The sequence below is a fragment of the Rahnella sikkimica genome (genome assembly GCF_002951615.1).
GTDB lineage: Bacteria > Pseudomonadota > Gammaproteobacteria > Enterobacterales > Enterobacteriaceae > Rahnella > Rahnella sikkimica.
The window spans coordinates 2,981,553-3,007,505 of sequence record NZ_CP019062.1; the positions used below are offsets into that span (position 1 = coordinate 2,981,553).

21 protein-coding genes and 1 other annotated feature are annotated in these 25,953 nt (G+C 53.2%); of the genes, 9 read left to right on the forward strand and 12 right to left on the reverse strand.

Annotated elements, in window-relative coordinates:
* Positions 1 to 149: 149 nt before the first annotated feature.
* Together BV494_RS13780 and yaaA are read left to right on the forward strand one after the other, a co-directional pair.
* A complete protein-coding gene (locus tag BV494_RS13780; protein WP_104923393.1) occupies positions 150 to 1,583 on the forward strand; it encodes an alanine/glycine:cation symporter family protein in 1,434 nt (477 codons plus the stop codon).
* A gap of 105 nt (positions 1,584 to 1,688) precedes the next feature.
* The gene (gene yaaA, locus BV494_RS13785) at positions 1,689 to 2,462 is read left to right on the forward strand and encodes a peroxide stress protein YaaA (protein ID WP_104923394.1); all 774 of its coding nucleotides are present in this window, start codon (positions 1,689 to 1,691) and stop codon (positions 2,460 to 2,462) included.
* Positions 2,463 to 2,529: 67 nt separating this feature from the next.
* Here the strand turns inward: yaaA and thrC are convergent, their stop codons facing one another.
* The 5 genes from thrC to BV494_RS13810 all read right to left on the reverse strand — a co-directional run bounded on the left by thrC (position 2,530) and on the right by BV494_RS13810 (position 8,295).
* Complete coding sequence (gene thrC / locus BV494_RS13790) at positions 2,530 to 3,819, reverse strand: threonine synthase (RefSeq protein WP_104923395.1); 1,290 nt, start codon at positions 3,817 to 3,819, stop codon at positions 2,530 to 2,532.
* Positions 3,820 to 3,843: 24 nt separating this feature from the next.
* Positions 3,844 to 4,773, reverse strand: a complete 930-nt coding sequence (gene thrB, locus BV494_RS13795) for a homoserine kinase (RefSeq protein ID WP_104923396.1) — start codon at positions 4,771 to 4,773, stop codon at positions 3,844 to 3,846.
* 1 nt (position 4,774) lies between these two features.
* On the reverse strand, positions 4,775 to 7,234 hold the full coding sequence (thrA, locus tag BV494_RS13800; protein ID WP_104923397.1) for a bifunctional aspartate kinase/homoserine dehydrogenase I: 2,460 nt from the start codon (positions 7,232 to 7,234) through the stop codon (positions 4,775 to 4,777).
* Positions 7,235 to 7,268: 34 nt separating this feature from the next.
* Positions 7,269 to 7,385: a sequence feature (Thr leader region), on the reverse strand.
* The gene (gene thrL / locus BV494_RS13805; RefSeq protein WP_104924803.1) at positions 7,324 to 7,392 is read right to left on the reverse strand and encodes a thr operon leader peptide; all 69 of its coding nucleotides are present in this window, start codon (positions 7,390 to 7,392) and stop codon (positions 7,324 to 7,326) included. (Overlaps the previous feature by 62 nt.)
* A 216-nt stretch (positions 7,393 to 7,608) precedes the next feature.
* Positions 7,609 to 8,295 (reverse strand): tRNA/rRNA methyltransferase, encoded by a 687-nt coding sequence (locus BV494_RS13810; RefSeq protein ID WP_104923398.1) that lies wholly within the window; start codon positions 8,293 to 8,295, stop codon positions 7,609 to 7,611.
* Between the two features lie 665 nt (positions 8,296 to 8,960).
* On the opposite strand from BV494_RS13810, the gene arcA reads away from it, so the two are divergent.
* A complete protein-coding gene (arcA, locus tag BV494_RS13815) occupies positions 8,961 to 9,677 on the forward strand; it encodes a two-component system response regulator ArcA (RefSeq protein WP_013577079.1) in 717 nt (238 codons plus the stop codon).
* A gap of 98 nt (positions 9,678 to 9,775) precedes the next feature.
* Here arcA and creA read toward each other — a convergent pair whose 3' ends face one another.
* Positions 9,776 to 10,258, reverse strand: a complete 483-nt coding sequence (gene creA, locus BV494_RS13820; RefSeq protein WP_104923399.1) for a protein CreA — start codon at positions 10,256 to 10,258, stop codon at positions 9,776 to 9,778.
* Between the two features lie 207 nt (positions 10,259 to 10,465).
* Between creA and robA the strand changes: the two genes are divergently transcribed.
* Positions 10,466 to 11,329, forward strand: coding sequence for an MDR efflux pump AcrAB transcriptional activator RobA (gene robA / locus BV494_RS13825; RefSeq protein ID WP_104923400.1), 864 nt, complete (start codon positions 10,466 to 10,468; stop codon positions 11,327 to 11,329).
* A gap of 12 nt (positions 11,330 to 11,341) precedes the next feature.
* On the opposite strand, the gene gpmB is transcribed toward robA, so the two are convergent.
* Positions 11,342 to 11,989, reverse strand: coding sequence for a 2,3-diphosphoglycerate-dependent phosphoglycerate mutase GpmB (gene gpmB / locus BV494_RS13830; protein WP_104923401.1), 648 nt, complete (start codon positions 11,987 to 11,989; stop codon positions 11,342 to 11,344).
* A gap of 51 nt (positions 11,990 to 12,040) precedes the next feature.
* Between gpmB and yjjX the strand changes: the two genes are divergently transcribed.
* A complete protein-coding gene (gene yjjX, locus BV494_RS13835) occupies positions 12,041 to 12,574 on the forward strand; it encodes an inosine/xanthosine triphosphatase (protein ID WP_047609789.1) in 534 nt (177 codons plus the stop codon).
* A 35-nt stretch (positions 12,575 to 12,609) separates the two neighbouring features.
* Here the strand turns inward: yjjX and trpR are convergent, their stop codons facing one another.
* Both trpR and sltY read right to left on the reverse strand, forming a co-directional pair.
* On the reverse strand, positions 12,610 to 12,945 hold the full coding sequence (gene trpR / locus BV494_RS13840) for a trp operon repressor (protein ID WP_104923402.1): 336 nt from the start codon (positions 12,943 to 12,945) through the stop codon (positions 12,610 to 12,612).
* Between the two features lie 56 nt (positions 12,946 to 13,001).
* Positions 13,002 to 14,921: a murein transglycosylase gene (sltY, locus tag BV494_RS13845; RefSeq protein WP_192938168.1), complete on the reverse strand. Its 1,920-nt coding sequence runs from the start codon at positions 14,919 to 14,921 to the stop codon at positions 13,002 to 13,004.
* Between the two features lie 646 nt (positions 14,922 to 15,567).
* On the opposite strand from sltY, the gene BV494_RS13850 reads away from it, so the two are divergent.
* The 3 genes from BV494_RS13850 (at position 15,568) to ettA (ending at position 21,228) form a co-directional block, all read left to right on the forward strand.
* Positions 15,568 to 18,306 carry a cation-transporting P-type ATPase gene (locus tag BV494_RS13850; protein WP_104923404.1) on the forward strand — a complete coding sequence of 913 codons (2,739 nt, stop codon included), beginning with the start codon at positions 15,568 to 15,570 and terminating at the stop codon, positions 18,304 to 18,306.
* Positions 18,307 to 18,643: 337 nt separating this feature from the next.
* Positions 18,644 to 19,342, forward strand: coding sequence for a transcriptional regulator RcsA (rcsA, locus tag BV494_RS13855; RefSeq protein ID WP_104923405.1), 699 nt, complete (start codon positions 18,644 to 18,646; stop codon positions 19,340 to 19,342).
* A gap of 218 nt (positions 19,343 to 19,560) precedes the next feature.
* Positions 19,561 to 21,228 (forward strand): energy-dependent translational throttle protein EttA, encoded by a 1,668-nt coding sequence (gene ettA, locus BV494_RS13860; RefSeq protein WP_104923406.1) that lies wholly within the window; start codon positions 19,561 to 19,563, stop codon positions 21,226 to 21,228.
* 58 nt (positions 21,229 to 21,286) lie between these two features.
* Here ettA and BV494_RS13865 read toward each other — a convergent pair whose 3' ends face one another.
* Entirely contained in the window at positions 21,287 to 22,198 is a 912-nt protein-coding gene (locus BV494_RS13865; RefSeq protein ID WP_104923407.1) for a LysR family transcriptional regulator, read from the reverse strand.
* Between the two features lie 99 nt (positions 22,199 to 22,297).
* On the opposite strand from BV494_RS13865, the gene BV494_RS13870 reads away from it, so the two are divergent.
* Positions 22,298 to 23,299: a zinc-binding alcohol dehydrogenase family protein gene (locus BV494_RS13870; RefSeq protein WP_104923408.1), complete on the forward strand. Its 1,002-nt coding sequence runs from the start codon at positions 22,298 to 22,300 to the stop codon at positions 23,297 to 23,299.
* Positions 23,300 to 23,363: 64 nt separating this feature from the next.
* On the opposite strand, the gene BV494_RS13875 is transcribed toward BV494_RS13870, so the two are convergent.
* Positions 23,364 to 24,221: a DUF2950 domain-containing protein gene (locus BV494_RS13875; RefSeq protein WP_104923409.1), complete on the reverse strand. Its 858-nt coding sequence runs from the start codon at positions 24,219 to 24,221 to the stop codon at positions 23,364 to 23,366.
* A 17-nt stretch (positions 24,222 to 24,238) separates the two neighbouring features.
* The gene (locus tag BV494_RS13880; protein ID WP_104923410.1) at positions 24,239 to 25,792 is read right to left on the reverse strand and encodes a DUF3300 domain-containing protein; all 1,554 of its coding nucleotides are present in this window, start codon (positions 25,790 to 25,792) and stop codon (positions 24,239 to 24,241) included.
* Positions 25,793 to 25,953: the final 161 nt, after the last annotated feature.

Consider the following 25,953-nt stretch of genomic DNA (forward strand, 5'->3'; position numbering starts at 1 on the left):
ATGGATTCCCCACCTTCCAAAACACACAAAATCAGCCAAATTGGATATGTCCCCGTTTCAATAAAAAAGGTATGTTAGCCAGCCAAAGTGGCCTAGCCCTCTGAGCGAACAACTAAAAAAATGAAGGGTTAATCAACCAAGGATAATTCATGAGTGATCTGCTGGATTTTTTCGACACCATTCTCTGGAGTTCGATCCTGATTTATCTGCTGTTTGGCACCGGCATTTACCTCACCGTTCGTCTGAGTTTCATCCAGTTTCGTCGTTTCAGGCATCTGTTCTCCCCGACCCTTTTTAAGTCTGGCCGCGATCCGCGTGGAATGCCGGCGTGGGGCGCGCTGTGCCTGAGTTTGTCCTCGCGTATTGGTACCGGTAACCTGACCGGCGTGGCGATAGCCATTACCCTCGGCGGGCCGGGCGCGATTTTCTGGATGTGGGTGATTGCCGTTTTCAGCATGGCAACCGCGCTGATTGAAAACACGCTGGCGCAGATATACAAAGGCGCAGGAGAACGCGGTAAATTTCGCGGCGGTCCGGCGGATTACATGGAGAAGGGATTGGGGATGCGCTGGATGGGCATTCTGTTTTCCTTCCTGATGGTTGTCTCCTGTGGCTTTGTTTTCAGTGCGTTACAGGCCAATTCCATTGCTCAGGCCTCTTTTCATTTGCTGAATGTTCCCCCTCTCACCACCGCCAGTATTTTGGCCACGCTGACCGCCGTGCTGGTTTTTGGCGGCATACGTTCCGTTATCTGGCTTTCCAAATGGCTGGTTCCGCTGATGGCTTTTGCGTACCTGTTGCTGGCAATTTGGGTCATCGGCCATAACATCGAAAAACTGCCGCAGGTTATCGCGCTGATCTTCAAAAGCGCTTTCGGCTTGCAGGAGGCCGCCTCTGGCGCGCTGGCTTATGGCGTGACGCAGGCAGTAACTCAGGGCATGCAGCGTGGCGTATTTGCCAGTGAAGCGGGCGTGGGTTCCTCACCGAATGCGGCGGCGATGGCGTCGGTCAGCCATCCCGCCACCATGGGCTTCAACCAGATGTTTGCCGTTTTAATCGATACCGTGGTGATTTGCTCCGCCACGGCGCTGATTGTGCTGACGTCCGGCGTGCTTGATCAGCCGGACGCGCCTTTTGGTATCCGCTTATTGCAGCAGGCCATCACGCCTGCGACGGGCGGATGGAGCCATATCGTGCTCGCCATACTGGTGTTTTCTTTTGCCTTTACGTCGATCTCAGGCAACTACGCGTATGCGGAAAACAACCTGAGTTTTGTCCACCGCGCGGCGCCGTATAAGTTACTGGTTTTCCGCCTGATGGTTATCGGAATGGTGTTCTGCGGCTGTCTGATGGAACTGCATATCGTCTGGAAACTGGCGGATATTTTTATGGCGCTGATGGCGATATTGAACCTGACGGCGCTTCTGCTGCTTTCGGGCGTGGCGGTCAAAGTGGTTAAGGACTACGAACGTCAGCAGCGCATGGGGAAAATCCCGGTGTTTAATCCCGACCATTTCCCGGAATTGCGCGGCCAGCTGGAGCCAGGGATTTGGGATAAGAACCGTCCCGGCGCTGACCGGTAAGCTTCCACCTATCGATATCATGGCTCCCCAGAAGCGGCTTTTTTGCTACAGTAGTGCAACGAAAAAAACCCAAATTTGAAGCGTCACTGACAAACGGACGAGACTATGCTGACCATTATTTCACCTGCCAAAACGCTCGATTACGAAAGCCCGCTTGCGACAACGCGCTATACCCAACCTGAGTTGCTGGATAAATCGGCTCAGCTGATCACCGTGGCGCGTAAAATGTCGCCTGCGCAGATTTCTTCACTGATGGGGATCAGCGATAAACTGGCCCATCTGAACGCCGAGCGCTTCAATGACTGGCAGCCGGATTTCACGCCGGAAAATGCACGTCAGGCATTACTGGCGTTCAAAGGTGACGTTTATACCGGCCTGCAGGCCGAAGATTTTAGCGAGAAAGATTTCGATTTTGCGCAGAAACATTTACGCATGTTGTCCGGTTTATATGGCTTGCTGCGCCCGCTGGATCTGATGATGCCGTATCGTCTGGAAATGGGCATCCGGCTGGAAAACCCGCAGGGCATTAATCTTTACGCCTTCTGGGGTGAGCTGTTAACGGAAAAGCTCAACCAACTTCTGAGCGAACAAAAAAGCAAAGTGTTGGTAAATCTGGCCTCCGACGAATATTTCAAAGCGGTAAAACCTAAACTGCTGGATGGCGAAATCATCAAACCTGTTTTCCTTGATGAGAAAAATGGCAAATACAAAGTCATCAGCTTCTACGCGAAGAAAGCGCGCGGGCTGATGAGCCGTTTTATCATCAAAGAGCGTCTGGACAAGGCGAAGCAATTGCAGGATTTCAATCTGGAAGGTTATGCCTTTGACGAGTCACGCTCGCAGGGCAACGAGCTGGTCTTTACGCGCCCTGAACGCTGATTTCTCTTTCCATGCCCGTAAAAAAGCCCTCACGAAGAGGGCTTTTGCGTTTCAGAGGCCCCGAATTTTATTCAGGCAGCGCCATCAGGAATGCGCGCATTTCGCTGAAATCGGCTGGCAGGTTGTGCGACAGCAGAGGCAGGTCAGCGCGATCCGCCAGCTCTTTCGGCAAGCCGATGTCCTGATCCAAAATCGCTTCCACGCTTTCTTTGAACTTCGCCGGATGCGCCGTACCGATAAACAGGCCGAATTCGCCCGGTTGCAACTGGTCACGCAAAACGCGATAAGCAATCGCAGCATGCGGTTCAGAGATGTAACCGATATTCGCCAGCTCGCGCATCGCGTCTTCCGTGGTGTCATCGCTCACCGCACCAAAACCGAGATCTTTCAGCTGCCAGATTTTACGGCGATACAGTTCTTCCACGCGCGGCCAGTTGTTTGGCTGACTGACGTCCATGGCGTTCGACAGCGTCGCGACAGTTTTCTTCGGATCCCATTCACCGTTACTCAGGAAACGCGGCACGGTGTCATTGGCGTTGGTGGCCGCGATGAAACGCTTCACCGGCAGGCCGAGTGATTTCGCCAGCAGACCGGCCGTCAGATCACCAAAGTTACCGCTTGGCACAGAAACGACCAGCTGATTACGGGCTTCCTGCGGCAGTTGCGCCACGGCTTCGAAGTAATAGCAAATCTGCGCCAGCAGACGGCTGATGTTGATGGAGTTTGCCGAATTCAGCTTCAGCGCATGTTTCAGTTCTTCATCATCAAACGCTTGTTTGACCAGCGCCTGACAGGCATCGAAATCGCCATCGATAGCCACGGTGTGAATATTGCCACCGAGAGTACAGAACAGTTTTTCCTGAAGCGGGCTGATTTTTCCGCGCGGATACAAAATCACCACACGAACATTTTTCATACCGTGGAAGGCGTGCGCCACGGCAGCACCGGTATCACCGGATGTCGCCGTCAGAATGGTCACCGGCTGGTCGCCTGATACCTGCGTCAGGATCTGCGCCATGAAGCGGCCACCGAAATCTTTAAATGCCAGGGTCGGGCCGTGGAACAGCTCCAGACAGGCAATATCGTCTTCTACTTTTGCGACAGGTGCCGGAAAAGCAAACGCGTTTTTCACGCGCTGATGTAATTCGTCTTCAGGAATTTCATCGCCGATGAAAGCCGACAGAATACGCGTGCTGCGGGTAACAAAATCCAGTTCCAGCAGGCGGTCAATTTCAGTCAGCTCAAATTCCGGCAGGTCGAGCGGGAAGAATAATCCCTGTTGTTTGCCCAGACCTTGCTTGACGGCCTGCGCAAAACTCACTTGCTCGTTGTGATCCTTCAGGTTGTACAGTTTCATTAGTTATTCCAGTCGATTATCGAGTTATCCCAATACCCGCGCGCCAGCGGTATCCAGACGACAAATATGAACAAAGCCTTCGTCATTTTGCAGATAGTGCGTCTGCAACCAGTCGGCCATACGTTTCGCGGTTGCACTGTCATTGCAGACGGCAAACAGCGTCGGGCCGGAACCGGAAATCCCGCAAGCCAGTGCACCGATTTCTTCGGCGGCGCTGCGCGCTTCGGCAAAGCCCGGCAGAAGACGTGTGCGGTAAGGTTCGGCAATCACGTCTTTCATCAGCTTCGCGGCCAGCGCCGGTTGCTGTGTGTGGCATGCATGAATAAAGCCCGCCAGATACCGCCCGTGGCTGATGCAATCCTGACGGCGATACTGCGCCGGTAAAATCGCGCGCGCTTCCGCTGTCGAGACTTTGATGCCCGGATACGCCATCACCCACAGCCAGTCGTCAAAACTGGGTACGTTCTGGCTGATGATATCCAGCTCTTCGAGCATCAGCTGAATGCCGCCCAGGTAGCACGGTGCGACGTTATCAAAATGCACGCTGCCGGAAATCCGCCCTTCCAGCTCGCCCATCAGCTCCAGCATTTTGTTGTCGCTGAGCGGCTTGCCGCAGAATTCGTTCATTGCCATCAGACCGGCAACCACCGAACAGGCGCTGGAACCCAGCCCGGAACCGATCGGCATATTTTTTTCAAGCGTCATCGCTACCGGCACATCTTTGCCGATTTCCTGACAGAAACGCTGCCAGCACTGATAAACGATATTGTCTTCCATCCTGTCAGGCAGTTTAGAAACAAATTTGCCTTCGTTTTTCAGGCTGAATGTCGTGGCGGCTTCTACCGATACGCAATCACCCAGAAGCGTGCCATCCACCGGAGACACTGCTGCGCCCAGAACGTCGAAACCTACGCTGACGTTCCCAATTGAAGCCGGGGCATACACCTTAACCATATTAAACTCCTAACTTCCATGACAGCGTTCTCAAAAGATCGGCAAACACACCCGCCGCCGTCACATCATTACCGGCACCATAACCGCGCAACACCAGCGGCAACGGCTGATAATAGCGGCTGTAAAACGCCAGCGCATTCTCACCATTTTTTACTTTATAAAGCGGGTCATTACCATCGACGGCGTCGATTTTTACCTTGCAACGCCCTTCTTCGATAGCGCCGACGTATCGCAATACTTTACCCGCTGCCGTCGCATCCGCAACGCGCTGCGCAAATTCGGCGTCCAGCTCTGGCAGGCGAGCCACAAACTCATTCACATTGCCTGTTGAATCAAATGACGCAGGCAAAACGGATTCGACGTCGATATCCGACAGTTCCAGCTTATAACCGGCTTCACGCGCCAGAATAAGCAGCTTACGGGCGACGTCCATACCCGACAAGTCGTCACGCGGATCCGGCTCGGTATAGCCCATATCGCGCGCCTGCAAAGTGGCGGCAGACAGCGACATGCCTTCGTCCAGCTTACCGAAAATGAAGGACAGCGATCCTGATAAGATCCCGGTGAAACGCAACAGTTCGTCGCCTGCATTCAGCAGGTTTTGCAGGTTCTCGATAACCGGTAAACCTGCGCCAACGTTGGTGTCATACAAGAACTTACGGCGCGAGCCATCTGCCGCTTTGCGCAGCTGATGGTAATAATTCATCGATGAGGTGTTGGCCTTTTTGTTCGGCGTGACGACGTGGAAACCGTCTGCGAGGAAATCGGCATATTGATCCGCCACTTCCTGACTGGACGTACAGTCCACAATCACCGGGTTCAGCAGGTGATATTCCTTCACCAGGCGGATCAAACGGCCCAAGTTCAGCGGCTCTTTTGCTGCGCCCAGCTCGTCCTGCCAGGTATCCAGCGCAATGCCGTGAACATTGGTCAGCAACGCGCGGGAATTGGCGATGCCGCAAACGCGCAGATCGATATGTTTGGTTTTCAGCCAGGCCTGCTGGCGGCGGATCTGTTCGATCAATGCCCCGCCGACACCGCCGACGCCAATCAGAAACACCTCGATGACCTGATCGGTATTGAATAACATCTGGTGACTGACGCGAACACCGGTGGTCGCGTCGTCGTTATTCACCACAACGGAAATGGAACGCTCAGAAGAACCCTGCGCGATGGCGACGATATTGATATTGGCACGTGCCAGCGCGGAGAAGAATTTTGCCGAGATGCCGCGCAGTGTACGCATGCCGTCGCCGACCACAGAAATCACGGCCAGTTTTTCCATGACGTCCAGCGGCTCAAGCAGGCCATCTTTCAGCTCAAGATAGAACTCATCTTCCAGCGCCTTGCGTGCGCGAACCAGTTCACTTTGCGGCACGCAGAAGCTGATGCTGTATTCAGACGAAGACTGGGTGATCAGCACAACGGAAATTCCGGAACGCGACATCACCGCAAAAACGCGGGCCGCCATGCCGATCATCCCTTTCATCCCCGGACCGGAGACGTTGATCATCGCCATATTGTTCAGGTTAGTGATGCCTTTAACCGGCGTATTGTCGCCGAGGCTTTCGCTGCCAATCAGGGTGCCCGGCGCTTGCGGGTTAGTGGTGTTTTTAATCAGGCAAGGGATCTGGAACTGAGCAATCGGCAGGATGGTGCGCGGGTGAAGCACTTTCGCACCGAAGTAAGACAGCTCCATCGCTTCCTGATACGACATTGATTTCAGCAAACGGGCATCCGGCACAGTACGCGGGTCGCAGGTATACACACCGTCGACATCAGTCCAGATCTCGCAACAGTCAGCGCGTAAACACGCCGCCAGCACGGCTGCAGAATAATCGGAGCCGTTACGCCCCAGCACAACCAGTTCGCCTTTCTCGTTGCCCGCGGTGAAACCGGCCATCAGCACGATGTGATCGGCAGGAATGGCGCTGGCCGCGATACGGCGGGTGGATTCATTGATATCCACGGTAGATTCGAGATAGTGCCCCTGAGCCAGCAGTTTTTCGACCGGGTTGATGACGGTAACGCCAAACCCTTTTGCAAGGAAAACGGCTTCCATAATGGCGATGGAGAGTTTTTCGCCACGACAGATGATTGAAGCGTTCACGCTGTCCGGGCATTGCCCCAGCAGCGCGATGCCGTGTAGCAATTGTTTGAGCTGAGCGAATTCCTGATCGACAAACGCTTTCACTTTCGGCAAATCAAAGCCCGGCTGCTGTGCCGCAAGACCGGTGATCAGCTGACCAAAAATGTTTTCTGCGTCGCTCATGATGGTTTTGATTTCCTGTCCGGCGACAGTCCGTTCAATCATGGCAACCAGATAGTTGGTAATTTTGGCAGGCGCGGATAATACCGTCGCGACCTGTCCCTGACGCGCATTGCTTTCCATAATGTCCGCAACCCGCAAGAAGCGTTCTGCGTTTGCTACCGAGGTCCCGCCAAATTTCAACACTCGCATTTCTGGTTCTCTCCTGAAGCTCTCGTTTAAATGTAAAAAAAAAGCCCGCACTGTTAAGGTGCGGGCTTTTTTTCTTTTTCCTGTACGCGTCAGCCCGCCCCGTTACCTGTGGTTTCGGTGGTGGTAATAATTGTTGTGTTCAGGCTGATGATTCGCATTTTTATTTTCTGTCTGTCTTTAGGTTTGTACTCTGTCTGCCTCTATTAGCTAAAGCATAAGGCAAAATAAGTCAATTTTTTTCTGTTTTTGCCCGGTTAGTCACGGACAGTATTAAATGAATAATGACCTGCATACAAAACTAATTCCAGTGTTATCTGCAGGTCAATTTTCCTGATGCCGCAGATCACACCAGTGAAGCGGGTATTCTTATCAGATCATTGGGACAGCTTTTTTTCGATGTCATGGAGCAAAGTGTGCAGCATTGCGGCGTCCCGCTGCTGCAAAAGACCGAGCCTCTGATGCAGCCAGTCGGCCAGTTTTTGATCGTCTCCGGCACCGACATTTTCCAGCAAACGATCCACTCTGCCACGCAGCGCAGACAGCTGTCCTTCCTGCGCATTTTCCGCTTTCGCCGACGTCACCTGATTCAGTGCCGACAACTGATAACAGAAAACCATCACCGCCTGGCCCAGATTCAGCGACGGGTAATCCGCCACCATCGGAACACCGGTCAGAACGTCGGCAAGTTCCAGCTCTTCGTTGGTCAGCCCGGAATCTTCACGCCCGAACACCAGCGCCGCGTGGTTTATCCAGTCACTTTTCTCTTCGAGCTGAACCTGCAATTCCTGCGGCGTGCAGTAATAGTGAAAACGCGCGCGGCTGCGTGCGGTAGTGGCCACGGTAAAATCGATGTCGGCCAGCGCTTCGGCCAGCGTATTGAAATGCAGTGCATTTTGCAGGATTTCCTGCGAACCGTGTGCAACCCAGCCAGCTTCCGGCTTGAGATGTGCCTCGCTGTCAACGATGCGCAATGACGCGAAGCCCATCGTTTTCATTGCGCGGGCTGCCGCGCCGACATTTTCCGGGCGCGCCGGAGAGACTAAAATAATATGAAGTTGCATGTCACGCCTCTGCAAAGAGTGAATGAAATTGCCGCCTGTTTTTCAGCGATGAAATTTTATCCGATTTCAAAACTATTCATCGCTTATATTCTTCACAAGAACTTAACAGTCGGCTGAATATATTCCTTTATTTTATCGGAAAAGCTTATCCGATAGGAAAAAAAGGGGCTGGCGCGGTTAAGCAAACTTTAAAGAAAAATTTATCATTATTTTTCATATGGATATATAATAGCGATACATACAGATTTTGCATTTATCTTTCGTTTCTTAATGAATTGCTGAATCGTGTACAATAAAGGCCGAAATGTGACTCAAGCGTGCATTCTTGTAAGTGTTTTTCACTGTTCTGTTACCGTGCTACAATTGAACTTGATATATGTCAACAAACCGTAATTTTGTTGGGTGGTAATTTCGGCACTCGCTGTTATATTGCTGTTAATAGGGTTAGGATGTTCGCCGCTTTAGGACCCCGTGGAACTGCAGAAAGTGGAATCCCTGACCGAGCTTGCGATGTTGTTGTCGTTGATGGAAATTGCATCGAGAACGCGTTTACGTACTTTAGTCATGTAACGAGTGAGATGGCCAAGAAGGCATCAAAATTCATCGGGATAACAAGGACTTCTGTACTCCTATTTTCTATTTGTTGGCAATCTTAGGTAGCAATCATGCAGACCCCTCACATTCTGATCGTCGAAGACGAGTTAGTGACACGTAATACGTTAAAAAGCATTTTTGAAGCAGAAGGCTACATGGTACATGAAGCCAATGATGGCGCTGAAATGCACCACATTCTGTCCGAAAATGACATCAATCTGGTTATCATGGACATCAACCTGCCAGGCAAAAACGGCCTGCTGCTGGCACGCGAATTACGCGAACAAGCCAGCGTTGCTTTGATGTTCCTGACCGGCCGCGACAACGAAGTCGACAAAATCCTGGGTCTGGAAATCGGCGCTGATGATTACATCACCAAGCCATTCAACCCGCGTGAACTGACTATCCGCGCACGCAATCTGTTGTCCCGCACGATGAACCTGGGCACAACCGGTGAAGAACGTCGTCTGGTTGAAAGCTACAAATTCAATGGTTGGGAACTGGACATTAACAGCCGTTCACTGATCAGCCCGCAGGGCGAACAATACAAGTTACCGCGCAGCGAATTTCGCGCGATGCTGCACTTCTGCGAAAACCCGGGCAAAATCCAAACCCGTGGCGATCTGCTGAAGAAAATGACCGGTCGCGAACTGAAGCCGCATGACCGTACTGTTGACGTTACCATCCGCCGCATTCGTAAACATTTCGAAGCGACGCCAGATACCCCGGAAATCATCGCGACCATTCATGGCGAAGGTTACCGTTTCTGTGGTGATCTGGAAGACTAATACAGAAGGTTGCCAACCGCTCTGTAGACGATGCAACAAAACGTCAAAGGCCAGCGAAAGCTGGCCTTTTGTTTTAGTCATTTAGCCCCACCGAAAACTTACGGCGTGGAATGCGCCCACGGAATGATTGGCACGGCACTCAGCGCGTTTTTAGGTGAGCCATCGACCACTTTGTCGGAGTAGCTCAGATAGATAAGTGCATTGCGTTTCTCATCGTAGAAGCGCACGACCTGAAGCTTTTTAAACACCAGAGACGTCCGTTTCTGAAAGACCACGGTTCCCTTATCTTTGCCTTGTTTAATCTTATCGCTCAGATCAATTGGCCCGACCTGCTGACAGGAAATCGCCGCATCGGACGTGTCTTCCGCCAGCCCTAACCCGCCTTTGATCCCGCCGGTTTTCGCGCGACTGATATAACACGTTACATTTTTAATATCAGGATCATCAAAGGCCTCGACGACAATTTTGTGGTCCGGGCCAAACAGCTTAAAGACCGTATCGACCGATCCCACTTCCTCAGCATGGGCTGCTCCAGAACAAAAAACAAACATCCCAAAAACAAAAATCCAACACTTTTTCATTAAGTTACTCCGCGTCATAAGCATGACGTTGTTTTCTAAAGAAACCCCATTCAGAAAGCGTGTATTCACAATTTCTGAATGAAATACTCTGTAACACCTGGAAATAGCACAGATAGCCAAAAAATTCTTAGGAAGTCTTATCAGGAAAAAGTTGCTATTATGCCGCCCAACATTCTCTGAATTATCTTAGCTCAACGAGGACGATCTATGGATCAAGCAGGAATCATTCGTGACCTTCTTAGCTGGTTAGAAACCCATTTAGACCAGCCCTTGTCACTCGACAATGTCGCAGCCAAGGCCGGCTATTCCAAGTGGCACCTGCAGCGAATGTTCAAAGATGTCACAAATAATGCAATCGGTGCTTATATTCGTGCGCGTCGTCTTTCAAAAGCGGCCGTCGCTCTGCGCCTCACCAGTCGCCCCATTTTAGATATCGCCCTTCAGTACCGTTTTGACTCTCAACAAACGTTTACCCGGGCTTTCAAAAAACAATTTGCTCAAACTCCGGCACTGTATCGTCGTGCTGAAGACTGGCATTCCTTCGGGATCTGCCCGCCAATTCGTCTGGGTGCCTTTATTCTGCCGCAGCCGGAATATATCGTGTTGCCTGAACAGCATCTGATCGGCATGACGCAAAGTTACGCCTGTACGCTGGAGCAAATCACCACGTACCGTAACGAGATGCGTCGTCATTTCTGGCGTCAATATATTGGTGAAGCGAAAACGCTGCCACCGATCCTTTATGGCCTGCACCATTCACGTCCAAGCCAGGAAAAAGATGACGAACAGGAAGTCCTTTACACCACCGCACTTGAGCCTGCTCATCTGCCGGAAAATGTTGAAGGTCAGCCGATTGTGTTGCAGGAAGGCGAGTATGCCATGTTCCACTACACTGGCACGCCTGAGCATTTGCAGGAGTTCATTTTGACGTTGTACAGCACCTGTCTGCCAACGCTGAAACTGACCCGCAGAAAGGGACAGGATATCGAACGCTTCTACACTAATGGCCGTGCGCCCGGCACGACACCATTAGAAATACAGTGTGATTACCTGATCCCAATCCGCCGCTAACGCCTTCTGGCGTTAGCGTTGTAACTCGTCTAACGCGGGCAGATCCAGATGTGATACATCGCCCGCCGTTTCAACAATCCAGCCATTCGCCAGCCAGGCACTTTGCTGATGATCCACGCGCGACAATGAACAGTTACGCAGGCGCAGACGGCGTTCCGCATAGGCAGGCAATCCCAAAATCGTACTGATCAGACACCCCAGCGCAATGCCGTGGCTGACCAGCAGAGGTTTACTGCCCGGCGGCAGTTGCAGGCAATTATCGAGCGCAGCACGCATACGCGCCGCCAGCTCCGTCATGGTTTCGCCTTCCGGAATACGCCCCTCTGGTGTGCCATCGACCATCTGCTTACGCCAGATTTCTTCCTGCCCGGTCAGGCCGTCCAGAACGCGCTCTTCCAGCACGCCCATGTGCAGCTCGCGCAGACGCGGTTCATTGATCACTTCACAGCCGCAGGCATCAGCGATAATCTGCGCGGTGTGACGGGTTCGCCCCAAATCACTGGTGATAACGTGAGTGATCCCTTCATTGCGCACGCGCTCAGCAACCTGGCGGGCCTGGTAAAGACCTTTGGCCGTCAGCGGGCTGTCTGACTGCCCCTGAATACGTCGCGCTGCGTTCCATTCTGTTTCGCCGTGACGGACGAGATATACCTGTAACATGTGTGTTTTCCGTTATACTGCGTGAAATTTGCTAAAGGATGCCAGAACTCTATGTACCATGTTGTCGCTGCAACCACTAACCCGGCAAAGATCAAAGCTATCGCCATGGCTTTTGAAGACATTTTCGGCGCTGAGGCGTTTCGCATTGAAGGCGTTGACGTCGATAGTGGTGTTCCCAATCAGCCCATCGGCAGTAATGAAACCCGTACCGGTGCGCGTCATCGCGTTATTGGTGCGCGCCAGGTTCGCCCCGAAGCAGACTTCTGGGTCGGCGTGGAAGCCGGTATCGAAGACAATATGACGTTCGCCTGGATGGTGATTGAGAATATGCACCAGCGCGGCGAATCCCGTTCTGCAAGCCTGATGTTACCTGAAATTATTTTACAGGGAATCAATCAGGGCAGCGAATTGGGAGATGAGATGGAGAAGCTGACCGGTATTGCGGAAGTAAAACGTAAAGGCGGCGCGATTGGCATTTTTACGGCGGGTAAACTGACGCGCACCAGCGTATATCATCAGGCGCTGGTTCTGGCTTTAGCACCGTTTCATAATCCGGTGTATCAGACTCGCGCGCAGACGCACTGAGTTTTAAACAAGATATTCCAACGAAAACGGACGCATCAGTCGTCCGTTTTTTCTGACAGTAACTGCTCACCCAGCCATTCTTTCAGCTCCGCCGGTGCCGTTTTCAGGCCGTTGGAACCCCGGGTGATCGTCGCGATACCGGCACCCAGCTGGCTTTTCAGCTCCCGCTGGCTCATTTCTCCGCGCATCAGTTCCTGAATAATGCGCACCCGCGTTCCCAGCGCCGCACGTTCGTCGGGCGTCAGAAGCAGTTGCAACAAATCCTGATGCAGATTTTCAGCAAAAGATTGCTGTAGCAGTGCCAGAAAGCACTGCCAGTCCTCATTGCCTTGTTGGGAAAGAGCAGGGTCAGTGAGTGTTCGTTGCGTCATGTGAGGGCTGCCATACTATTGAACTAGTACAGCAGCTTAACATAAACGCCCGAAAATCAGTAACGCCTCTGCCATTCGGCATCCGTCAAAATTTTGGCCGGTTGGTGTAAAAAATAGCGATAAAACGCATCATAAGCCAACACATTTTTAACATATCGGCGCGTTTCAGAGAAAGGGATACTTTCGATAAATGCGACAGAGTCCACCCTGCCCGCACTGGTTCCCAGCCAGGTATTCACCCGCGACGGACCGGCGTTATAAGCCGCGCTGGATAAAATACGGTTGCGACCAAACATCTGATAAACGTATTCAAGATAGCTGGTGCCGATGGTGATATTCATCTGCGGATCCAGCAACTGCGCCGGATTGCTGTAACCCTGCAAACCGAACATCTCCACCGTATGCTGCGCCGTCGCAGGCATAACCTGCATCAGGCCAGCCGCGCCCACCGGAGAACGTGCTTTCGGGTTCCATGCACTTTCCTGACGGGCAATCGCCATCGCGTAGCTTTGGGTGATGCCTTTATCGTTGGTCGCGCGGCGGAATTCATCCGGCCACGCCAGCGGGAAACGTTCTTCGAGATAATCCCACAACTTGCCGGTAATCGTGGCCTGCACGCTCAGGTCCGGCCATTTCTGCTCGAAGGCATAACGCGCCAGCGCAGACTGCTGTGCCTCGGTGCGGCTGCTCACCAGATAGCTCCACTCAGTGCGCGCCAGATTATCCATCTGCCAGTACATCAGCTCGCGAACGCGGGCCACTTCAGGCAATGACGCTATGCTGGAATCCGGTTTCGTCGCCACAGAAATCTGCATCGGATACGCGACATTCAGCTTCTGCGCCGCCGCCATCGGATAGAAACCGCGCCCCTTCATTAAGGTGCGCAACATCGCTTCGCCCTGCGAACGCTGCCCTTTGTCGATCATCACTGACGCACGCCAGTATTGCCATTCGTCCTGCTGCAAAGCGTCGGACGGCAAACGATCCAGCCACTGACTCAGCCCCTGACGGTCACCGGCTGCCAGTGCCATACGGATCCGGCGTTCAACCAGCGTGGTGGAATGGCTGCGCAGAATCACGTTATCGCGCCATGCGGCCTGCTCCGGCGTGGCATCGCTGCCCATATAACGCCAGGCCACGGCTTCTTCCAGCTCAAGGCGATCGCTGTCACTCATCTTCTGCAAACGGGCCAGAACCGGGATCATCGAACGTGCGTTTTCCGAATCATCACGGGCAATGCGGGCGAACGTAATGCTGGTGGCGTTACGGGTGAAATCCGTCGGCCCGACGTTGCGCGCAAAGCTTTCAATCGTATTCGGGTTGTTTTGCAGATCAACCAGCGCGTCGCGCATGGTCTGATAATCCGGGGGCAACTGCTTCGCCAGAAAACTGACCAGACTGGTGTTCCCGGCTTTCATTGCCAGACCAATACGTTGCAGCGTGGTCAGCGCGGTCTGATTTCCGGCGCCCTGCCAGACGGAGAATAATTTATCGCAGGTGCCCGGCAGTGACGTGCCGGTTAACCAGATATCTTTCGCGCCATCGAACGCGGTTTTCTGGTCGCCGGTGGTCCATTTGGCATAGTAATAGTTACAGCGGGCAGCGACCGGCTTCGGTGGCTGCGGGCTGAAAGACAGCAAACTGTTCCAGTCCTGACGACGCGCCAGTTCATTCACATAGCGTGCAGGCAGGGAACGTGCTGGCGGTAACGTCGGGTTCGCTTTTACAAAAGCATTGACCTGAGCCGGCGTCGCCTCACCCAGATCCTGCGTCAGCTGGCGGTATTCGAGATAAGGATAAAGAGGATAATCTTCGAGCGTCGGCATCAGCTGGCCAACGACATCCATCTGATTGTTATCCCACGCCTGCTTAATCTGCATATAGTGCTGACGTTGCGACTCAAGCGAATCCGCTTTCGCCACACCCGATGCTGTTACCAGCATTACGCTCATTGCCAGAGCGTGCCATTTGTCCACCTTGACCATACTTACCTTTATCCTCACGGGTTGTCTTTCCTGCTGTGCCAGCGGCACAGATATTGCCCTACAGACGCGCTGTTTTTGATATAAGAACCGTTCTTCGTTCTGCAGACAGTCACTACGCTAATCGATTCATTTTTAAAATTGAAGTCATGCGGGAAGCGCATTACAAACTTTACACAGTGTGATGCAAGCGTCAGGCCGTTACCAGTGAACCCCGCGCTTATTTTACGTAACACAACGTAGCAAACGAATAAACGCTCATGTTTTTATTATCGGCTTGAAAATTCTTAACAGGCGAGAGAAAAAAACAGATAGCACGCTTACAATGACAATATAAATAAATGCACTGACAAAACTTATCTTTATTTACGCTAATTTACCGTGATATTTAAACCCTAAACAAAACCTAAATGAAAAACGAATAATACCGATATTCCTAATTTACGTAACAGTATGTTTTTGTTGAAAAGTATTATTATACTTGCGATTAAAAAAGTCTTTACTGGTTCAGATCAATTTTATTTTCATGTAATTACTTATTATCACACCCTATTATCAACCCGATTTTAATACCCGTAGTTATTACACGATTAATTTAATCACATACAAGCATCCTTATTCATCGCTTATGGAAAAGTATATGACTCATTCCCCATCATCTGTAAAAACCAATGCCAGCCCTTCTTCTTCAACGGCGGCAGAAAACAAAAACTGGTATCAGATTAGTGGTAACGACGCTATGGCTCGCCTGGAAACCCGCGAAGCCGGTCTGAGCCAGCAGGTTGCCGCTGAGCGCCTGAAAGAATTTGGCCCGAATGCCTTACCGGAAAAACAAACCAAAAGCGCCCTGATGCGCTTCCTCGCGCATTTCAATGACGTCCTGATTTACATCCTGCTGGCGGCGGCGGTCGTGACCGGCGCGATGGGCCACTGGGTGGATACGCTGGTGATCCTCGGCGTTGCCGTCATTAACGCCATGATCGGTTTTCTGCAAGAAAACAGCGCCGAAAAATCACTGAAAAGCATTCAGAATATGCTGTCCAGTCAGGCGGTTGTGTTCCGCGACGGACAAATTCAGACCATCAATGCCGACCAGCTGGTGCCCGGCGATATCGTTGAGCTGCGTCCGGGCGATAAAATCCCGGCAGACCTGCGTATCATCAGCGCACATAACCTGCAGGTTGAAGAAGCCATCCTGACCGGCGAATCCACCGTCGTCACCAAAACAGCCCGCACTATCGACGATGAAGTCATGATTGGCGACCGTCACAACCTGCTGTTCTCGGGCACGATGATCAGCGGCGGTACCGCCACCGGTGTGGTGTATGCCACCGGTAAAGACACCGAACTCGGCCATATCAACCAGATGATGTCGTCGATTGAACCGCAGCGCACGCCGCTGTTGCAGCAAATCGACAAACTCGGTAAAGGCATTTTCGCCCTGATCTTACTGATGATGGCGTTCCTGTTTGTCTTCGCCTTTATCCTGCGCGACATGCCGCTCGGCGAGCTGTTGCTGTCGCTGATAAGCCTCGCCGTGGCCTCCGTGCCGGAAGGTTTGCCGGCCATCATCTCGATTATTTTGTCCCTCGGCGTTCAGTCGATGGCGCGAAATCACGCAATTATCCGTAAGCTGCCGACCGTTGAAACACTGGGTTCAATGACCGTCATTTGCTCGGATAAAACCGGCACGCTGACCATGAATGAAATGACCGTTAAAGCCGTCATTCTGGCAGACCGCGCCTATACCGTGGAAGGCGAAAGCTACCAGCCGAGAGGCCGGATTACAGACGCCACGACGCAGCAACAAATTGATGTCATCAATACGCCGGTGCTCAACACCTTCATCACGGCGGTCGATATATGTAACGACAGCCAGCTAATTCAGGACGACAAAGGTCACTGGGGCATTACCGGCGGGCCGACTTCCGGCGCACTGAAAGTCCTGGCAGCAAAATGCACGCTAAACACCGGCAAAGTCGAAGCGCTGGATAAAATTCCGTTCGATTCAAAACACAAATACATGTCTACGTTGCAGCGTATTAACGGCAAAACGCAGCTCTTTGTGACCGGTGCGCCTGACGTCCTGTTCTCGCTGGCTAAGTTCGAACTGACCGAAAACGGCGTGCAGCCTTTCCGCCATGAATACTGGGAAGAAGAGATGGCGCGCTACGCCCGTCAGGGTCTGCGCATGGTTGCCGCCGCGTTCAAAGATGAGCCGGAAATCGACGGTGATCTGAGCCATGACGATTTGCAGCATGATCTGGTCTTTGCCGGTATCGCCGGAATGATGGATCCGCCGCGCCCTGAAGCTATTGATGCAATTGCGCAATGCCAGCAGGCCGGGATCCGCGTGAAAATGATCACCGGGGACCATCAGGAAACCGCGATGGCTATCGGTAAAATGTTAGGCATCGGCAACAGCGGTGATTCCATCACCGGTAACCAGCTTGAGCACATGGACGACGCTGAGCTGGCTGTCGCGGCCAGCCAGTACGATATTTTCGCCCGTACCAGCCCGGAGCATAAGTTGCGCCTGGTGAAAGCGTTGCAGGAAAACGGTGAAGTGGTCGGCATGACCGGCGACGGCGTAAATGACGCGCCCGCGCTGAAACAGGCTGACGTCGGCATCGCGATGGGTATCAAAGGCACCGAAGTCACCAAAGAAGCCGCCGACATGGTACTGACGGATGACAACTTCGCGACCATCGCCAGCGCGGTGAAAGAAGGCCGTCGTGTTTACGACAACCTGAAGAAAACCATTCTGTTTATTCTGCCGACCAACCTCGCACAGGGGCTGTTGATTATCCTGGCGATTCTGGCGGGTGCGGTGATCCCGCTGACGCCGGTGCAAATCTTGTGGATGAACATGGCGACGTCGACCACGCTGTCATTCGGTCTGGCCTTCGAGCCTGCGGAGAAAGGCATGATGCGCCGCCGTCCGCGTGAGCCGGGTCAGCATGTGTTAGACCTGCACGCCGTCTGGCGTATCGCATTCGTCGGTATTCTGATTGCCTGCAGCGCCTTCATTCTTGAAGCCTGGATGCAACCGCTCGGCTACAGCAGCGATTTGATTCGTACCGTCTTGCTGCAAACGCTGGTCACCGCGCAGTGGGTTTACATGTTTAACTGCCGCGTGATGGACCGTTTCCCGCTGAGCCGCGAAGTGTTCGTCAACAAAGGCCTGTGGATTGTTTCCGGCGTGCTGTTAGTGCTGCAACTGGCGCTGATTTATCTGCCGTTCATGAACCATTTGTTTGGCACCGTACCGCTGCCGCTGAAATTCTGGGGCATTACCCTGCTGGTCGGTGCGATGATCTTCGTGATTGTCGAAATCGAAAAATGGCTGGTTAACCGCTTCATTCGCAAGAAAATCTGATCATAATGTTCTTCGCCGGGCGACGTTCTGTTGCCCGGTTTTTATATTAAAAACATCACAATTCTGAAACTTTAGTCCTTCCCGCTCTCATTTTGTCTCAAAGATCTCACAAAACGTCCCAAAGCCGGTTCTGCTGATTTACATCAATCCATCCCCGCCTTATTACTCTGCGTAAGGGTTTTCCCGTCACACAGCAAAGTCTTTTTTGCCGCCCTCTGGCAATTTCCCAGGGATACGCCCCATCGCAATACGGCTGCGTTGAAAAACCGGTCGCCTTATAAAAACGAGCTCTCTGCGCCTGCAGAAAAACATAGAGCCAAAAAATAGGTAACTTACGATGTCATCGCTCATTGTAGATCAGTGTTTTTACACGCAGCTGGCATTGCATTCACTCTTGCAACTTAACGGACAACATCAGAAAGATATTCTTTCGCTTAAGGACATCGACGCACTGCAAGCCACATGCAATTCCCTGAGGCCTGAAATCATCTTTGTCAACGAAGACTGCTTCGTCACCGACGCGCAGTCCGGTCATGCATTACGGGAAGTGATCAACGCACATCCCGGCACGCTGTTCTTTATTTTCATTTCCAAAGAAAATCTGAATTATCAGAACTATGTGCCGATCCGGAAAAACATCATCATTATTTCGAAATCGATCCGCACAACCACCATCTACCAGCTGATTGCACATAATCTGCAACTGTCACGTTCCGCAGAAGCCGAACCTGAAGCAGAATCTGAACAGCCGCTGGATCTCACGCCGGTCAGCCTGAGCCGCACTGAGTCGAGCATTCTGAAAATGTGGATGTCGGGCCTGAACACGCAAAACATTTCCCAGCATCTGAACATCAAGCAGAAAACGGTGGCATCGCACAAAGGCAATATTAAACGCAAAGTCAAAACTCAGAATAAACAGGCTATTTATCATGTTGTTAAGCTCACGGATATTTTGACCAGCGGGATGTTTGTCGGCAGAACCCAACCTATCCGGCTCACCGGTGAGCCGGATGAATTCTCCGTTCCGTTCGGCTGATCGGTAACGCCTCTGCATCGGGCTGGCAACATTCTTCCCTTACTGTGAACCTGATGGTTGGGAACACGACTGAAACACGCTAAACTTCGCAGTCGGAACCCTTATCAGTCATGCCGCAGTCAGGCGGGGCTGGCTTTAATTCGCCGCAGCGCCTGCCGGGTCAGTGATACTGATTCGGCCTGTACGCGCGGCCCGCAGAGAAAGAGGCTCAAAACAACGTGGCTCAATACGTATATTCCATGCACCGCCTCGGCAAAGTTGTTCCGCCGAAGCGTCATATTCTTAAGAACATCTCCCTGAGTTTCTTCCCTGGTGCCAAAATTGGTGTTCTGGGTCTGAACGGTTCAGGTAAATCTACCCTTCTGCGCATCATGGCCGGTATCGATACCGATATCGAAGGTGAAGCACGCCCGCAGCCTGATCTGAAAATCGGTTATCTGCCGCAGGAACCGCAACTGAACATGGAACACACCGTGCGTGAATCCGTGGAAGAAGCCGTTTCTGAAGTGGTTGGCGCACTCAAACGCCTTGATGAAGTTTATGCGCTGTACGCCGATCCGGACGCGAATTTCGACAAGCTGGCCGCTGAACAGGGCAAGCTGGAAGAAATTATTCAGGCTCACGACGGCCATAACCTGAACAGCCAGCTGGAACGTGCCGCCGATGCGCTGCGCCTGCCAGACTGGGATGCGAAAGTGGCTAATCTGTCCGGGGGTGAACGTCGCCGCGTGGCGCTGTGCCGCCTGCTGCTCGAAAAACCTGACATGCTGCTGCTCGACGAACCGACTAACCACCTGGATGCGGAATCCGTGGCATGGCTGGAACGCTTCCTGCACGAATTCGAAGGGACCGTTGTGGCGATTACCCATGACCGTTACTTCCTCGATAACGTGGCCGGTTGGATCCTTGAGCTTGACCGCGGCGAAGGGATTCCGTGGGAAGGTAACTATTCCACCTGGCTGGAACAAAAAGATGAACGTCTGGCACAGGAAGCGTCTTCCGAAGCGGCCCGTCGTAAATCTATTGAGAAAGAGCTGGAATGGGTTCGTCAGGGCGCGAAAGGCCGTCAGTCTAAAGGCAAGGCCCGTCTGGCCCGCTTTGAAGAACTGAACAACACCGAATACCAGAAACGTAACGAAACCAACGAACTGTTCATTCCACCGGGTCCACGCCTGGGCGATAAAGTCGTTGAAGTGAAGAACCTGAGCAAGTCTTACGGTGATCGCGTTCTGATCGACGACTTGTCCTTCTCTGTACCGAAAGGCGCTATCGTCGGGATTATCGGCCCGAACGGTGCCGGTAAATCCACGCTGTTCCGCATGATGTCCGGTCAGGAAGAAGCGAACGGCGGCACGATTGAGCTGGGCGATACCGTAAAACTGGCGTCCGTTGATCAGTTCCGTGACTCAATGGACAACAGCAAAACCGTGTGGGAAGAAGTGTCCGGTGGTCAGGACATCATGCGTATCGGCACAACCGAAATGCCAAGCCGCGCGTACGTGGGCCGTTTCAACTTCAAAGGGGTTGATCAGGGCAAACGCGTCGGTGAGTTGTCCGGTGGTGAGCGCGGTCGTCTGCATCTGGCAAAACTGCTGCAGGTTGGCGGTAACATGCTGCTGCTCGATGAACCGACCAACGACCTCGACATCGAAACCCTGCGCGCACTGGAAAACGCCTTGCTGGAATTCCCGGGCTGCGCCATGGTCATTTCCCATGACCGCTGGTTCCTCGACCGTATCGCGACTCACATCCTCGATTATCAGGATGAAGGTAAAGTTGAATTCTTCGAAGGTAACTTCACCGAATACGAAGAATACAAAAAACGGACTTTAGGTGCCGAAGCGTTAGAGCCGAAGCGCATCAAGTACAAGAAGATGATCAAGTAATCGTCTTATGTACGAATGAAGGCCCGGCAACGGGCCTTTTTTATGAGCAAAATTCCCCTTATGCCCCCGCCAGCGCCTCGCTGTAACTCTTCGCAAACCCGTATTCTTCCAGCATAAAATCAATAAAACAGGCCAGCGCCGGAGAATTCAGTTTCCGCCCCGGATACACCAGATACAGATCGTTGCCTTCCGCTTCCCACTCCGGCAACACCCGCACCAGCGTGCCGGCGGCTACTTCGTCATGGCACAAAAACGCCGGCAGCAGCGTGATGCCAGCGCCCGCCAGCGCGCATTCCCGCGCATACAGCAGATTGTCGGTGGTATGCGCCGAAGGCAGCAGCCAGCGATGATACGTTTCGCCGCGATGCAACACCCATTCCGACCAGGCGCGGTGCGCAATACAGTGATGCGAGGCCAGCTGCTGAGGCGATTCGATCAGCGGATGCTGCGCCAGATAATCAGGTGAAGCCAGAAGATAGCGCGGGCTGTGGCCGAGTTCGCGACCAATCAGCGAGGAGTCCTGCGGCTTGCCGGTGCGCAGCGCGATATCAAATCCTTCCTGCACCAGATCCACCAGTGCGTCAGACACTGAAACTTCCAGCGAAACGTCCGGGTAACGTTTTTGAAATTCGACATTTACCCGCGCCAGTAACGTGGCACCCAGCCCCGCCGGGCTGGTGATGCGCAAACGTCCGCTCGGGTTATCACGCAAGCGGCGGATCGCCAGTTCCGCCCGCTCGCTGGCCTGCATCATTTCCTGACAGTGGATCAGATAGCGTTCACCGGCAAACGTCAGATTGAGCTGGCGCGTGGTGCGGTTCAGTAACCGCAGGCCAATGGATTTCTCCAGCTGGCTTATCCGCTGGCTGACGCTGGATTTCGGCAAACCGGCGCGGCTGGCCGCCTGAGTAAAACTGCCGCATTCCGCCACCAGCGCAAACAGCGCCATATCCTGTAATTGTTTAAACACGATTGTTCACCTCAGACGAACACTTTGTTAGTTATTGTCCATCTTATCAGGCTGCCGCCGGAGGACTAGACTGTCTGAATACCCAATGGAGGAATTTTTATGTCTGTTAAAGCGATTGCCGTAAATCCACAAGAACCATCCCGTTTTATCGCCATCGAACTGCCACAACCGGTGCCGGGCGAAAATGACCTGCTGGTGGAAGTGAAAGCCGTTTCGATTAACCCGGTCGACACCAAAGTGCATAAAGGCGTGCAGAAAAGCGGCCTTGATACCCCAAAAATTCTGGGCTGGGATGCCAGCGGCATTGTGAAAGCCGTGGGCAGCGCGGTGAAAAACTTCAAAGCGGGCGACGAGGTCTGGTACGCCGGTGACATCACCCGCTCCGGCAGCAATGCTTCAGAGCAACTGATCGACTCACGCATCGTCTCTCTCAAACCGAAATCCCTGAACTGGGCGCAGGCCGCCGCCATGCCGCTGACTGCCCTGACCGCATGGGAAGCGCTGTTCGAACACCTTAAAATTCAGGATGCCTCGGGCGATAAAACGCTGCTGATTATCGGCGGTGCGGGTGGCGTCGGTTCGCTGGCGATCCCGTTTGCTTCGCTGCAAAGCAAAGTGAAAGTCATTGCGACCGCTTCGCGTCCGGAATCTGCGCAGTGGTGTCTGGATCGCGGTGCCGATCTGACCGTGAGCTACAAAGATCTGAAAGGTGAGCTGGCGAAATACGACATCAAACAGGTGGATTTTATACTGTGCCTGAATGACACCGACGGTCACTGGGACGCGATTACCGATCTGATTGCGCCAATGGGCCACATCTGTACCATCGTTGAGAACGAACATCCGCTGGATATGAACAAGCTGAAGCTGAAAAGCGCCGCGCTGCACTGGGAACTGATGTATACCCGCAGCATGTTCAATACGCCAGATATCGCGCAGCAGGGCGAGATCCTGAAACAAGTCGCCGCGCGGGTGGATGAAGGTAAAGTCACCACCACGCTGAGCGAAACCCTGCACGGTCTGACCGTGGAAAGCATCGAGGCGGCTCACGCGAAAGTGCTCGATGGTCACATGCAGGGCAAAGTCGTCGTCGCTTTCTGACCCCGTCTGTAAAAGCAAAACCCCGCGATTTTCATGGCGGGGTTCTTTGCTTCAGTGCTTCCGGCTAGTCGCCGTCATCAACCTTTTGCCATTTCGCATCCGGATCAAACGCCGTCAGCGCCCGTGCTAAAGTATCGGTATCGGTTCCTAAATCCTGCTGATACACATCGCCCTGCTGGTTGATCATAAAACTGGTGATACCGGTATGACCATAAGAGACCGGCCACGCGATGAGCGCAAATCCCTGAGTCATTTTCCCGTTTTCGATGTAACTGTGCGCCCCGCCGCTGGCATTTCCGCCCTGCGCGGTCAGAATTCGGTAGTAGTAGCCGTGATAATCGGTGCCGGGCTGATCCTGACCGAAAACAGGCCCGAGCGGACTTGGTGCGTCACCCTCTTTAACCGGCCAGTACAATCCGTCGTGCTGCCCGTCAGTGCTGATAATCTTCTGCGCAAACTGCCCTGAGCCGAGCTGATATTCATGCTGCGCGTCGGCGTAAGCAGAAACCGCCTGAATCGCTGAAAGCTCATTGCGGCCAATGGTGCGGGTTTCAATTTCCGCCACACCCGCCACCATATCGAATTCCCAGCCCTGCGCCGTGCGTTTCATCGGGATCGGCAGTTGCCAGTTTTCTTCCCCGACGTTCAGATGCGCAATATCACCCTGCTCGACAATTTTGTGGCTGACATTCCAGTCACGCAGAAAACGCGCGACCTCATCAGGATCCACGTTTTTTTGCGGTAAATAGACTTGCCAGTCGTTGCCGAGAATTTTCCCCAGCGCCTTATCGTCATGCGCCTGCGTTGCGTTTACCAGCGCCTGCGCCGCCAGCTCCGGATGGGAAAACGCCTGCTGCGCAAATCCCGTCAGAGGCAGGGCAAGCAGGCTGGTGCAAATCACAATATTACGTAATGTCTTCATGACTTTTCCTCGTAGGCCTAGCGACGGTGCAAATGAACGGGTTCCGCGTTCGCCGGGCGTGCGTGCTGGAAGTTTTGCATCTGCTGGCGGCTCTGATTACCCCGCGATTGCTGCTGTTGCCATGACGGCGCGCGGCTCGAATTCCCGCTGAATGCCGTGCTGCGACTCATGTTACTGGCCTGATGGAAGTTTGGCCTTTGCGGCTGATTGCCGTTTTGTTGTCTGTTGAGTGCCTGATGCTGCTGTGGCAACTGGCGACCGGAAACCTGATGATTATCGGCTTGCATGGATGGCCTGCTGGCAGGAACGGCCCGGGGCGCAGGATGCGTGGCACCCGACAAATTTCCCTGATGGTTATTCATCACCGAAGCCGCCTGCTGACGCCGCTGATCCACGGTCTGCCCGCTCAGATTGTTTTGTGCGCCGCCACTGCCGTCAAAACCCCGGTAATTATTACGCTGCGCCACGTGGTTCAGCGCCTGATTTTGCGTCGCACCGCTCAGGTTTGCCCGGTTATTCGGTACACCCGCGTTGAAGGCCGGATTATGCTGCCAGCCTTGCGTCGCGCCTGAACCCGAATGGTTAACCGCGTTGTTGTTATTGCCGGATATCCGGTTGTAATTATTGACGTTTACGTTGACGTAATTGTTGGAAGAACCGCCGTGATGGCCGTCGTCGTGATGATCGTCATGGTGGTCGTAATCGTCGTGATGATGATCATCGTCCCAGTCAATATTGCCGAAAATCGCGTACGTTGCCGCCACGCCAACGCCAAAACCGATGCCGGACGCCACGCCGTTCACAAACTGCTGACCCGGCGGCGGTGGCAGATACACCGGCGGATAAGCCGGTGTCGGCCATGCGCCGTAAACTACGTTCGGGTTATAGCTCGGTACGTAAACCACCTGTGGGTCGGCGGATTCAATAATGATGGTCTGCTGCGCGGGCTGCGCATTAACGACGGTTGTGCTGCTGCCCTGCGCCGCCGGTTTCACCGTGACTTTCTGCTGCGGCGTGCTTTTCAGTGCCCCGCTCTTTTGCGCGACTTCGCGGAATTTCTGCACGGTGTCCATCACGTCACCGGGTTGCGCCAGAAACGCGTCCCCCAGATTTTGTACCCATGCCGGATCTTCCCCCATCAGCGCCAGCAATTGCGGAAACGCCACCAGAGATTTCACGCTCGGATCCCAGGGCTCATTCGCTACGGCTTTCACGGCGGGATCTCCCTGACTCTGCGGATGATCGCGCGACCACTGCACGGCCTGGATCACGTTGGTCGGATAAGTAGATGCCATCAGCACCTGAGAAAGCAGGCTGTCAGGATAAAGCGCCACGGGCGCAACCCACTGATCGAGCTGAGCTTGTGTAAAAGCTGGAGGTGTAACGGGAGTGGCAGGCGGAGGAACGGTAACAGCAGCTGCCGCAACGGGTGCAGGCGGTGCGGTCTGAACGGTGGTTTCAGCCTGACTGCGCACCGGAAACCAGCCCTGCATAAACATCACGCTGGCAAGCGCAAAAGCGCCAGCGCTGCACACGACTGCGATACCCCAGGGCTTGAATGATAAATTCATTCGGATCACCTTAAAAAGCCTCAGCCGGAATGAGAGGCACAATGAATGAGTATAATCGGACAAATAAAACTCAACGGACGCCACTCTATTTTTATTTCGCAAATGAGATTTACGCATAAAATGCGCAATAAAAACCCGGCTAACACTGAACCTGCCAACAC

What these genes read in the sequence shown, in the direction of transcription:
- BV494_RS13780 (WP_104923393.1), top strand. Translation starts at nt 150, where the DNA reads ATGAGTGATCTGCTGGATTTTTTCGACACCATTCTCTGGAGTTCGATC.
- yaaA (WP_104923394.1), top strand. Translation starts at nt 1,689, where the DNA reads ATGCTGACCATTATTTCACCTGCCAAAACGCTCGATTACGAAAGCCCG.
- thrC (WP_104923395.1), bottom strand. Translation starts at nt 3,819, where the DNA reads ATGAAACTGTACAACCTGAAGGATCACAACGAGCAAGTGAGTTTTGCG.
- thrB (WP_104923396.1), bottom strand. Translation starts at nt 4,773, where the DNA reads ATGGTTAAGGTGTATGCCCCGGCTTCAATTGGGAACGTCAGCGTAGGT.
- thrA (WP_104923397.1), bottom strand. Translation starts at nt 7,234, where the DNA reads ATGCGAGTGTTGAAATTTGGCGGGACCTCGGTAGCAAACGCAGAACGC.
- BV494_RS13810 (WP_104923398.1), bottom strand. Translation starts at nt 8,295, where the DNA reads ATGCAACTTCATATTATTTTAGTCTCTCCGGCGCGCCCGGAAAATGTC.
- arcA (WP_013577079.1), top strand. Translation starts at nt 8,961, where the DNA reads ATGCAGACCCCTCACATTCTGATCGTCGAAGACGAGTTAGTGACACGT.
- creA (WP_104923399.1), bottom strand. Translation starts at nt 10,258, where the DNA reads ATGAAAAAGTGTTGGATTTTTGTTTTTGGGATGTTTGTTTTTTGTTCT.
- robA (WP_104923400.1), top strand. Translation starts at nt 10,466, where the DNA reads ATGGATCAAGCAGGAATCATTCGTGACCTTCTTAGCTGGTTAGAAACC.
- gpmB (WP_104923401.1), bottom strand. Translation starts at nt 11,989, where the DNA reads ATGTTACAGGTATATCTCGTCCGTCACGGCGAAACAGAATGGAACGCA.
- yjjX (WP_047609789.1), top strand. Translation starts at nt 12,041, where the DNA reads ATGTACCATGTTGTCGCTGCAACCACTAACCCGGCAAAGATCAAAGCT.
- trpR (WP_104923402.1), bottom strand. Translation starts at nt 12,945, where the DNA reads ATGACGCAACGAACACTCACTGACCCTGCTCTTTCCCAACAAGGCAAT.
- BV494_RS13850 (WP_104923404.1), top strand. Translation starts at nt 15,568, where the DNA reads ATGACTCATTCCCCATCATCTGTAAAAACCAATGCCAGCCCTTCTTCT.
- rcsA (WP_104923405.1), top strand. Translation starts at nt 18,644, where the DNA reads ATGTCATCGCTCATTGTAGATCAGTGTTTTTACACGCAGCTGGCATTG.
- BV494_RS13870 (WP_104923408.1), top strand. Translation starts at nt 22,298, where the DNA reads ATGTCTGTTAAAGCGATTGCCGTAAATCCACAAGAACCATCCCGTTTT.
- BV494_RS13875 (WP_104923409.1), bottom strand. Translation starts at nt 24,221, where the DNA reads ATGAAGACATTACGTAATATTGTGATTTGCACCAGCCTGCTTGCCCTG.
- BV494_RS13880 (WP_104923410.1), bottom strand. Translation starts at nt 25,792, where the DNA reads ATGAATTTATCATTCAAGCCCTGGGGTATCGCAGTCGTGTGCAGCGCT.